Source organism: Pseudomonas sp. GL-RE-29, from assembly GCF_019947275.1.
GTDB lineage: Bacteria > Pseudomonadota > Gammaproteobacteria > Pseudomonadales > Pseudomonadaceae > Aquipseudomonas > Aquipseudomonas fluorescens_A.
In genome coordinates this window covers 84,387-93,847 of the sequence record NZ_JAGYGD010000024.1, presented here as the reverse complement: position 1 = coordinate 93,847, position 9,461 = coordinate 84,387, and the positions used below count along the sequence as shown (strand labels likewise).

Below are 9,461 nucleotides of genomic sequence, written 5' to 3'. Positions count from 1 at the left end.
ATCGCCAGCAAGCCGGCTCCTACAGGTTTTGCGTCATGCCCGGATCGAGCGGCGTACCGTCTCGTAGGAGCAAGCTTGCTCGCGATGGCAATCTCGCTGACGCCATCGCCAGCAAGCCGGCTCCTACAGGTTTTGCGTCATGCCCGGATCGAGCGGCGTACCGTCTCGTAGGAGCAAGCTTGCTCGCGATGGCAATCTCGCTGACGCCATCGCCAGCAAGCCGGCTCCTACGGGTTTTGCGTCATGCCCGGATCGAGCGGCACACCGATTTTCGTAGGAGCAAGCTTGCTCGCGATGGCAATCTCGCTGACGCCATCGCCAGCAAGCCGGCTCCTACAGGTTTTGCGTCATGCCCGGATCGAGCGGCACACCGATTTTCGTAGGAGCAAGCTTGCTCGCGATGGCAATCTCGCTGACGCCATCGCCAGCAAGCCGGCTCCTACAAGTTTTGCTTTCCCCTGTAGGAGCTGCCGCAGGCTGCGATCTTTTGCTTTTACTGACCCGGTCTTGCCTTCAACTGCTCAGCCGCCGCCTTCGCCAGATCCGGCGGCAGGAAGTCCTTGTCCGGGTTGTAGTTGGGGTTGAGCCAGCGTGCCAGGTCCTGCAAATCCCCCGGGTTCAACGTGCCGGCCTGTTGCTTCAGGCGCAGGTTGTCGAGGATGTAGTCGTACCGGGTGTTGTTGTAATCACGTACCGAGGTGTAGAGCGAGCGCTGCGCATCCAGCACGTCGACGATGTTTCGCGTGCCCACCTGATAGCCGATTTCGGTTGCTTCCACCGCGCTCTGGTTGGAGATGATCGACTGCTTGCGCGCCTGCACCTGCTCGACATCGGTGTTCACCGCGCGGTGCAGGTCGCGGGTGTTTTCGACGATTTGCCGACGCAGGGATTCGCGTTGCTGCTCGGTCTGGTCCAGTTGCGCATAGGATTGGCGCACCTGGGAGTTGATCAGACCACCGCTGTAGATCGGGATGTTCAATTGCAGTCCGATCTGCGTTTGCTCGACATCGCCTTTGTAGGGAACACCGAAGGCACTCGGGTTGCTGAAGCCCAGCGCATCGTTATCACCTTTCTCGTATTTCGCAATCGCATCGACGGTCGGCGCATGGCCGGCCTTGCGCTGCTTGAGGGTTTGCTCGGCGGCGCTGACGGCGTAGTTGCTGGCCAACAGATTGAGGTTCTGCCGGGCGGCGGTTTCGACCCAGGCTTTGGCGTCGTTCGGCGCTGGCGGCAGAATCGGCAGGTTGTGGCTGATGCCCTGGATCGAGTTGTATTGACGGTTGGTCAAGGTGATCAGGGCTTCGAAAGCATCATCCACCTGACGCTGCGCAACGATACGGTTGGCGCGTGCGGTGTCGTAGCTGGCCTGTGAGTTCAGCACGTCGGTCTTGTCCGAGAGGCCGACATCGAAGCGCTCGTTGGACTGATCGAGTTGACGTTTGAACGCGGCTTCCTCGGCTTTGGTCGACGCCAGGTTGTCCTGGCTGCGCAGAACGTTGAAGTAACTGTCAGCGGTTTGCAGGATCAGGTTTTGTTCAGTCGCCGAAAGTTGCAGGGCGGCCTGTTCGTTGACGTCCTTGGCTGCCTGGAACTGGAACCAGCGATCGGCACGGAACAGTGGCTGCGCCAGGGTCGCCTGATACGAATGAGCGTTGCGGTTGGCGGTGGCCGACGGCTGATCGATCGAGGTGCGCACGCTGGCAATATCGGCGCCGCCCGAGAGATTGGGCAGCAACCCGGCGCGGGCCTGGGGCACGACTTCTTTCTGGGCGCCATATTGAGCGATGGCGGCGGCGAGGTCGGCGTTGTTGTTCACCGCTTCCTGATAGACGCTGACCAGATCGGTTTTGCTCGATAAGGGCGCTTCTGCTGCCCAAGCCATTCCGTTGGACGCACAAGACACGGCGAGGGCCAGTGAGAGTTTGCGCAGCATGAGGCGATCCCTTAAAAATTACGCTGATAATTTGAGCGCCAAGGCTACGGCGCGGCACATGCAGCGTCAATGCGCAGCATGGCCGTAGCGAGTGTAGTTGCGCAGACGAGCGGCAACAATCCTGCCGTTCCCGGTAATTGCGCCATTCATCACGGTGTTTGCAGCGGTGTTGGCGTTCCTTGCCAGTTGTGTCTAGACTGGCCGGGTTCTTGTCGGGGTGCCTTGCTATGAGGCTGAGATCGAATAATTTCGGATCCCGTTGAACCTGATCAGGTTAGCGCCTGCGTAGGGAACAAGATTTCTCGTCACCCGGCGAGTCCTCTTGTGCTTCGTCCGGGATGTTGTTCGACAATCGAACACCCCTCGAGCACTGAGCACAGCACCAACAGCTTTTTCATCGCTGATTGGTCGCGTCCATTCGTTACAGGTTCGCTCCGACAAAATTCCACTGCCTGGATGCTGTCTGGAGAGCCCGTGATGACTACAAAAGCAAAAATCGCCACCAACCTGAGTGACTCGGCCAAGGTCGATCAGCAATCGGTGCAGCCGTTTACCCGCTCGCAAAAAATTTATGTTCAGGGCACCCGCCCGGACATCCTCGTGCCAATGCGCGAAATCAGCCTCGACGTGACGCCGACCGACTTCGGCGGCGAGGTCAACGCACCGGTGGTGGTGTATGACACCTCGGGCCCGTACACCGATCCCAACGTGATCATCGACGTGCGCAAAGGCCTGGCCGATGTGCGTTCGCCGTGGATCGAATCCCGTGGCGACACCGAGCGCCTGAGCGGCCTGAGTTCGAATTTCGGCCAGGAGCGCCTGGCCGACCCTGAGCTGACCAAGCTGCGCTTCGCCCACGTCAACAACCCGCGTCGGGCCAAACCGGGCGCCAACGTCAGCCAGATGCACTACGCGCGCCAAGGCATCATTACCGCCGAGATGGAATACGTCGCCATCCGCGAAAACATGAAGCTGGAAGTGGCCCGCGCCGCCGGCCTGCTGGACCAGCAACACGCCGGTCACAGCTTCGGCGCCAGCGTGCCGAAAATCATCACCCCGGAATTCGTCCGTGACGAAATCGCCCGTGGCCGCGCGATCATTCCGGCCAACATCAACCACACCGAACTGGAACCGATGATCATCGGCCGTAACTTCCTGGTGAAGATCAACGGCAACATCGGCAACAGCGCTTTGGGTTCGTCCATCGAAGAAGAAGTGGCGAAACTGACCTGGGGCATTCGTTGGGGTTCGGACACGGTCATGGACCTGTCCACCGGCAAGCACATCCACGAAACCCGCGAGTGGATCATCCGCAATTCGCCGGTGCCGATCGGCACGGTACCGATTTACCAGGCCCTGGAAAAAGTCGGCGGCGCGGCCGAAGACCTGACCTGGGAGCTGTTCCGCGACACGCTAATCGAGCAAGCCGAGCAGGGCGTCGACTACTTCACCATCCACGCCGGCGTGTTGCTGCGCTACGTGCCGATGACCGCCAAGCGCGTGACCGGCATCGTTTCCCGTGGCGGTTCGATCATGGCCAAATGGTGCCTGGCGCACCACAAAGAGAACTTCCTCTACACCCATTTCGAAGACATCTGCGAAATCATGAAGGCCTACGACGTCAGCTTCTCGCTGGGCGATGGCCTGCGTCCGGGCTCGATTGCCGATGCCAACGATGAAGCGCAGTTCGGCGAACTGGAGACCCTTGGCGAGCTGACCAAGATCGCCTGGAAACACGACGTGCAGTGCATGATCGAAGGCCCGGGCCACGTGCCGATGCAGTTGATCAAAGAGAACATGGACAAGCAACTCGAATGCTGCGACGAGGCGCCGTTCTACACCCTCGGCCCGCTGACCACCGACATCGCGCCAGGCTACGACCACATCACCTCCGGTATCGGTGCGGCGATGATCGGCTGGTTCGGTTGCGCCATGCTCTGCTACGTGACGCCGAAGGAGCACTTGGGCCTGCCGAACAAGGATGACGTGAAGACCGGGATCATCACCTACAAGATCGCCGCGCATGCTGCCGATCTGGCGAAGGGTCATCCGGGCGCGCAGATTCGTGACAACGCCTTGAGCAAGGCGCGCTTCGAATTCCGCTGGGAAGACCAGTTCAACCTTGGCCTGGATCCGGACACCGCGCGTTCGTATCACGATGAGACGTTGCCGAAGGATTCGGCCAAGGTCGCGCACTTCTGCTCGATGTGCGGGCCGAAATTCTGCTCGATGAAAATCACCCAGGAAGTCCGCGAGTACGCGGCCAACCAGCGGATCGAAGCGGTTGACGTGGACGTCGCCCAAGGCATGGCTGAGCAGGCTGAGCGCTTCAAGCAGGAAGGCAGTCAGCTTTACCAGAAAGTTTGATGCCAACTGTGGGAGCCGGCTTGCCGGCGATGGCGGTGCACCTGATGCACCGCGTCGCTTTGATCGCTGGCAAGCCAGCTCCTACAGGACCGTGCAGACCACAACAACAAATGTCCCTCTGAGATAACACCCTTGAGCATTCAACCCAGCACTTACTCACCTGATATCGCGGTGCCGACCGACAAACGTGTCTTCGGCGGCCGTGATCTGTTTTCCCTGTGGTTCTCCCTCGGCATTGGCCTGATGGTGCTGCAGACCGGCGCACTGTTGGCGCCAGGTTTGGGGCTTTCCGGCTCGTTGCTGGCGATTTTTCTAGGCACGCTGGTCGGCGTTCTGCTGCTGGCCGCCGTCGGCGTGATCGGCAGCGAGACCGGCCTGTCGTCCATGGCAGCACTCAAGCTCAGCCTCGGCAAACGTGGCGCGAGCCTGCCGGCGGTGCTGAACCTGTTGCAACTGATCGGTTGGGGTTCGTTCGAAATCATCGTCATGCGCGATGCCGCCAGCCTGTTGGGCGCGAAGGCCTTCAGCGAAGGCAGCCTGCTGTCGAGTCCTATGCTGTGGACGCTGTTCTTCGGTGCATTGGCAACCTTGCTGGCTGTCAGCGGTCCGTTGACCTTCGTACGGCAGATCCTGCGCAAGTGGGGCATCTGGCTGCTGCTGGCCGCGTGCATCTGGCTGACCTGGAACCTGTTCGCCAAGGCTGATCTGGCCGCGTTGTGGGCCCAGGCCGGCGATGGCTCGATGCCGTTCGCGGTGGGTTTCGACATTGCCATCGCCATGCCGTTGTCGTGGCTGCCGCTGATTGCCGACTACTCGCGTTTCGGCAAGCGGGCGAAGAATGTCTTCGGTGGCACCGCGATCGGTTTCTTTATCGGTAACTTCTGGCTGATGAGCCTGGGCGTGGCCTACACCCTGGCGTTCGCGCCGAGCGGTGAAGTCAATGCCTTGCTGTTGGCGCTGGCCGGTGCCGGCCTGGGGATTCCGCTGCTGCTGATTCTGCTGGATGAAACGGAAAACGCCTTTGCCGATATTCACTCGGCGGCGGTGTCGAGCGGGATTCTGTTGCGCCTGAAAGTCGAACACCTGGCGTTGGCCATCGGTGTGGTCTGTACCCTTATCGCCTTGCTGGCGCCATTGGCTCAGTACCAGAACTTCCTGCTGTTGATCGGCTCGGTGTTTGCGCCGTTGTTCGGCGTGGTGCTGGTGGATCACTTCATCCTGCGCAAATGCAGTGGCCAGGTGGCGTCAGCCGCATTGCGCTGGCCGGCGCTGCTCGCCTGGTTGGGCGGTGTCAGCACCTATCATTTGCTGGCCAATCTGTATCCGGACGTTGGTGCAACCCTGCCGGCGCTGATCCTGGCAGGGCTGCTTCAGCTCGTGCTGGGCCGGGCCTTCAGTTACGGCCGGGAAACAGCTCGGGCTTGATGATGCCGTTCAGGCGAGGGTAGGGGATCTTCAGTTCGACATGGCCCAGCGCGTACGGCGCGATGCTGCTGGTTTCGTACTTGAGGATCACCCCGCCATAGGTCAGCGCCACGTTCTGGGTTTTCTGGAACGGCCAGCTCTTCACGAACTCCGGTTCCTGATCGAGCTTGGTGCTGATCAGCCAGCTGTTGTGCGCCACCTGCGCCGCTTTCCAGAACGCCTCTTCCTGGCCGGGCACCAGCATGTCCGAGAGCGTCAGCACTTTCTGCTGCTGACGCGAATAGTTGATGAAACCCCGACCCGGCGTGCCATGGGCACCGCCGGTGTCCAGGTAGCTGGACAACTCGATGATCACCAAGCCGTCATGCTGCTCACGTACCTTGGCCTGCAAGTAAATGCTGTTGCGCGGGCCGGCGGTGCGCAAAAACTGTTCGCGGTAAGCTGCCAGCGTCGGCGCCACCGGGGCGTCGGGCGAGGTGCGGGTCATTTGCAGCAAGCGTTTTTCGATGATGCCGTCCAGTGCAGGTTCGGCGGGGAAGTGCAGGGTGTCGATGTTCACCAGCGGACAGTCCTGGTCCGTGCAGCCTGGCTTGAGCTGTTCAGTGGCGTCGCGGGTGGTTTCCAGCGGCGCCCGATAGTTGGGCTGGAACAGGCTCTGGCAAGCGCCCAGGGTCAGGGCGATGGCGGCCACGGAGGCGATTTTAAAAAGCGACATGGTTGTCCTTCATAAAACAGGGAAAGGCGAAAAGTTACCCGCTTCGACTGTCAACGGAGCAGTCAGTTCGCCACTAAGCTAATTAGAGTGGGTTTCTCCCTCACCGTCTATCCCGCTGACGGGAAAGGGGCTGCATCAAACGTCACGGGCGCGTTAGGATGGCGCGAAGTCGAGGCTGGAGCCTCGTTGTCGTTACGAGGATTGTCATGACTGATTTTGCCAACGCCATTCCGACCGCCGTTGATATCGTTCGGCGCGAAAAGTGCTACGAGGGCTTCTACAAGCTCGATCGCGTGCACTTGCGCCACGAATTGTTCGCCGGCGGCATGAGTCGCGAGATCAATCGTGAAGTATTCGTGCGCCACGACGCGGTTTGCGTACTGCCTTACGATCCGCAGCGCGACGAAGTGGTGCTGATCGAGCAGTTCCGGGTCGGCGCCATGGGCAAGACCGACAACCCGTGGCTGATCGAACTGGTCGCTGGTCTGATCGACAAGGAAGAAGTACCGGAAGAAGTTGCTCACCGCGAAGGGCAGGAGGAAGCTGGGCTTGTATTCGGGGCGCTGTGGCCGATGACCAAATATTTTCCATCGCCGGGCGGCAGCAATGAATTCGTGCATTTGTACCTGGGGCGTTGCGAGACAACCGGGGTCGGCGGCCTGCATGGGCTGGAGGAAGAAGCAGAAGATATCCGCGTAACGGTGTGGGCTTTCGAAGATGCCCTGCAAGCCGTGCGCGACGGTCGTATTGCCAACGCGGCCAGCATCATTGCCTTGCAATGGCTGGCACTGAACCGCGTTGAAGTGAGGGGGTTATGGTCGTAAACAAGCTGCGCGATCGCTATCGGGTTGACCTCGTGGGGCTGCAAGCCTCGTGTGAGGCGAACTATGCGCGCCTGATGCGACTGCTGCCGGACATGCGCAGCGAGCCCGCCGCGCGGCGCATCGCCGTGACCCATGGCGAGCAGATGCTCGGCGTGCTGGCGCTGGAAGTGCTGCAGGTCTGTCCGTACACCACGACCCTGCAAGTGCGCCAGGAACACAGCTTGCCGTGGCTGCCGGTGCCGCAACTGGAAGTGCAGGTGTATCACGACGCCTGCATGGCCGAAGTGGTCAGCGCCGAACATGCGCGACGCTTTCGTGGCATCTATCCTTATCCGAACGCCTCGATGCACCAACCCGACGAAAAGGCCCAACTGAACATGTTCCTGGGCGAATGGTTGAGCCATTGCCTGGCGTTGGGGCACGAGTACGAAGTGGTCCGTTAACGTTGTTGTGAACTGCGTCAGGTTCACGGATTCCCATTTTCGATCATCCCCCAGCATAATTGCGCCATTATCCAATCCCGCGATCACGCCCTGGGAGACCACCTTGCCGAGCGTATCCACCCTGACCACCGCCGATCCGGCGTTGCTGGTGCAAATTTCCGACAGCCATCTGTTCGCCGAGGCGGACGGTACGCTGCTGGGCATGAATACTCGCGACAGTCTGCAAAAAGTCATCGAACTGGTGCGCGCGCAGCAGCCGCAGATCGACCTGATCCTGGCCACCGGCGATATATCCCAGGACGGCACGCTGGAGTCCTACCAGCAGTTTCGAGAGCAGACCGGGCAACTCGATGCGCCGGCGCGCTGGATTCCCGGCAATCACGACGAGCCGCGGATCATGGCCGAGGCCGCGGTGCAAAGTGCTTTGCTGGAACCGGTGGTGGATATCGGTAACTGGCGGGTCACGCTGCTGGATTCCGCCGTGCCGGGCTCGGTGCCAGGGTTTCTGCAGGATGAACAGTTGCAGTTGCTGGCCCAGGCGCTGAGCGAAGCGCCCGAGCGCCATCATCTGGTGTGTTTCCATCATCATCCGGTGTCGATCGGTTGCGAATGGATGGAGCCGATAGGCTTGCGCAATCCAGAAGCCTTTTTTGAAGTGCTCGATCGTTTTCCGCAGGCGCGTGCACTGCTGTGGGGGCATGTGCATCAGGAAATCGATCAAATGCGTAACGGCGTGCGTCTGATCGCCTCGCCGTCGACCTGCATTCAGTTCGAGCCGGGCAGCGAAGATTTCAAGGTCGGGGAGCAGGCACCAGGGTATCGCTGGTTGCGGTTGTTGCCGGATGGACGGCTGGAAACGGGCGTGGAGCGCGTGATCGGCTTCGAATTCCAGGTCGATTACGGCTCAAACGGCTACTGACATATTGGTCATTTCTATACACCGAGGCACGGCCATCGCGAGCAGGCTCACTACCACATTGGACTAGTGGTCGCCGCAGAATCAATGTGAGAGCGAGCCTGCTCGCGATGGCGTCCGCACAGACGCCGCCGATTTCTATATCTATCCCCGATTCCCTGTAAACTCCGCCTCTTTACCCGACGCACAGGGAGTTCAAATGTCCGGCTCGATCCTTTATATCCACGGTTTCAACAGTGCGCCTGCGTCAAAGAAGGCCACGCAGTTGAGCGCAGTGATGGAGCGCCTGGGTTTGAGCGATCAACTGCGGGTGCCGGCCCTGCATCACCATCCCCGCGAAGCCATCGGTCAGCTGGAGCAGGCGATTGAAGCGCTCGGGCGGCCACTGCTGGTCGGCAGCTCACTCGGCGGCTACTATGCGACTCACTTGGCCGAACGCCATGGCCTGAAGGCCCTGTTGATCAACCCTGCCGTCAGCCCGCACCGGATGTTCGACGGGTTTCTGGGGACACAGAAAAACCTGTATACCGATGAGGCCTGGGAGCTGACCCACGACCATGTGACGGCCCTGGCCGAACTGGAAGTGCCGGCACCGCAGGACCCGCAGCGCTATCAGGTGTGGTTGCAGACCGGTGACGAAACGCTGGATTATCGCCTCGCCCAACAGTATTACCGGGCCTGTGCCTTGCGGATCCAGGCCGGCGGCGACCATAGTTTCCAGGGGTTTGCCACACAGCTTCCCGCCATGCTGAGTTTTGCCGGCATTGGCGCCGATTTGTATCAGGCGATTGATTTCACTGCCCTGTGATATCTCGCCCCTTATCACTGACACACTGAC

General features: G+C 60.5%; 8 protein-coding genes and 1 riboswitch. Of the genes, 6 read left to right on the top strand and 2 right to left on the bottom strand.

Going from position 1 to position 9,461, the window contains the following annotated elements; all coding sequences use genetic code 11:
* Positions 1-493: 493 nt before the first annotated feature.
* Positions 494-1,933: a TolC family outer membrane protein gene (locus tag KGB21_RS19800; RefSeq protein WP_034148711.1), complete on the bottom strand. Its 1,440-nt coding sequence runs from the start codon at positions 1,931-1,933 to the stop codon at positions 494-496.
* 203 nt (positions 1,934-2,136) lie between these two features.
* Positions 2,137-2,242: riboswitch (TPP riboswitch) on the top strand.
* Positions 2,243-2,410: 168 nt separating this feature from the next.
* On the opposite strand from KGB21_RS19800, the gene thiC reads away from it, so the two are divergent.
* Positions 2,411-4,300, top strand: coding sequence for a phosphomethylpyrimidine synthase ThiC (thiC, locus tag KGB21_RS19795; RefSeq protein WP_046039775.1), 1,890 nt, complete (start codon positions 2,411-2,413; stop codon positions 4,298-4,300).
* 132 nt (positions 4,301-4,432) lie between these two features.
* Complete coding sequence (gene cytX / locus KGB21_RS19790) at positions 4,433-5,725, top strand: putative hydroxymethylpyrimidine transporter CytX (RefSeq protein ID WP_223506435.1); 1,293 nt, start codon at positions 4,433-4,435, stop codon at positions 5,723-5,725.
* On the opposite strand, the gene KGB21_RS19785 is transcribed toward cytX, so the two are convergent.
* Entirely contained in the window at positions 5,694-6,440 is a 747-nt protein-coding gene (locus tag KGB21_RS19785; protein WP_034148714.1) for an RsiV family protein, read from the bottom strand. The two genes, cytX and KGB21_RS19785, sit on opposite strands and share 32 nt — an antisense overlap.
* 206 nt (positions 6,441-6,646) lie before the next feature.
* On the opposite strand from KGB21_RS19785, the gene KGB21_RS19780 reads away from it, so the two are divergent.
* The 4 genes from KGB21_RS19780 to KGB21_RS19765 all read left to right on the top strand — a co-directional run bounded on the left by KGB21_RS19780 (position 6,647) and on the right by KGB21_RS19765 (position 9,431).
* The gene (locus tag KGB21_RS19780; RefSeq protein ID WP_223506432.1) at positions 6,647-7,264 is read left to right on the top strand and encodes an NUDIX domain-containing protein; all 618 of its coding nucleotides are present in this window, start codon (positions 6,647-6,649) and stop codon (positions 7,262-7,264) included.
* Entirely contained in the window at positions 7,255-7,707 is a 453-nt protein-coding gene (locus KGB21_RS19775) for a DUF1249 domain-containing protein (RefSeq protein ID WP_034148716.1), read from the top strand. The genes KGB21_RS19780 and KGB21_RS19775 overlap by 10 nt, the downstream gene beginning before the upstream one ends.
* Before the next feature lie 103 nt (positions 7,708-7,810).
* Positions 7,811-8,626, top strand: coding sequence for a 3',5'-cyclic-AMP phosphodiesterase (gene cpdA / locus KGB21_RS19770; RefSeq protein WP_223506430.1), 816 nt, complete (start codon positions 7,811-7,813; stop codon positions 8,624-8,626).
* Between the two features lie 196 nt (positions 8,627-8,822).
* Positions 8,823-9,431, top strand: coding sequence for a YqiA/YcfP family alpha/beta fold hydrolase (locus KGB21_RS19765; RefSeq protein WP_034148718.1), 609 nt, complete (start codon positions 8,823-8,825; stop codon positions 9,429-9,431).
* The last annotated feature ends 30 nt before the right edge of the window (positions 9,432-9,461 follow it).

Coding starts and splice junctions, on each gene's coding strand:
- KGB21_RS19800 (WP_034148711.1), bottom strand. CDS start 1,933: ATGCTGCGCAAACTCTCACTGGCCCTCGCCGTGTCTTGTGCGTCCAAC.
- thiC (WP_046039775.1), top strand. CDS start 2,411: ATGACTACAAAAGCAAAAATCGCCACCAACCTGAGTGACTCGGCCAAG.
- KGB21_RS19785 (WP_034148714.1), bottom strand. CDS start 6,440: ATGTCGCTTTTTAAAATCGCCTCCGTGGCCGCCATCGCCCTGACCCTG.
- KGB21_RS19780 (WP_223506432.1), top strand. CDS start 6,647: ATGACTGATTTTGCCAACGCCATTCCGACCGCCGTTGATATCGTTCGG.
- KGB21_RS19775 (WP_034148716.1), top strand. CDS start 7,255: ATGGTCGTAAACAAGCTGCGCGATCGCTATCGGGTTGACCTCGTGGGG.
- KGB21_RS19765 (WP_034148718.1), top strand. CDS start 8,823: ATGTCCGGCTCGATCCTTTATATCCACGGTTTCAACAGTGCGCCTGCG.